This is a genomic window from Eubacterium sp. An3 (assembly GCF_002159465.1).
GTDB lineage: Bacteria > Bacillota > Clostridia > Lachnospirales > Lachnospiraceae > Anaerobutyricum > Anaerobutyricum stercoris.
In genome coordinates, this window is sequence record NZ_NFIR01000110.1 from 1 (window position 1) to 625 (window position 625).

The following is a 625-nucleotide window of genomic DNA, read 5'->3' on the forward strand; positions in this document are numbered from 1 at the left end:
TGGAGCGCAGTACCGAGTATGCGATGGAGCAGATGTTTTTCGTCATTGACAGCCGCTACCGCAGCCGCAGGCCCATGATAATCACCACCAACCTGAAACTGGCCGAACTCAAGAACCCGTCTGACCTGGCCCACGCCCGTATCTATGACCGTATCCTAGAACGGTGCGCCCCGATCCTCTTTGCCGGGAAGAACTTCCGGGAGGAAAACGCCGGGGCCACCAAGCAGGCGGCGAAAGACCTTGTGAACCGTAAGAGCGATTGATTGTTTTGCCGGACGGCGCAGCCCCGCCCGGAGAAAGGAGCGCCATGAGCGAAGAAACCCGTACCATGCAGACCGCAGACACCACCCCGGCCAGAGCGCCGGAGGATGCCCCCGCGCTGGTAAAGAAAATCGGCAAGACCACCTACAAGGTGCGCGTCCATTTCAGCCAGACCAGCACCGAAACCATGAGCGACAAAATCAAGCGTATGCTCAAAAACGAAATACAGCAGATGTGACCGGCTAATAAAGCCAGCCGCCTTGTGTTAAACTGATGATGGTACACACCAAAACTTTTAGCCAAGGAGGACATGAAAATGCTGTACACAGAAAAAGAGAAAAATGAGATTGAGCGCGTCCGCAAA

1 protein-coding gene and 1 pseudogene are annotated in these 625 nt (G+C 55.0%); both read left to right on the forward strand.

Annotated elements, in window-relative coordinates:
* Positions 1 to 263 (forward strand): annotated as a pseudogene (locus tag B5F87_RS20575) (ATP-binding protein); the annotation flags it as partial.
* A gap of 44 nt (positions 264 to 307) precedes the next feature.
* Entirely contained in the window at positions 308 to 499 is a 192-nt protein-coding gene (locus B5F87_RS20580; RefSeq protein ID WP_050616859.1) for a transposon-encoded TnpW family protein, read from the forward strand.
* Positions 500 to 625: the final 126 nt, after the last annotated feature.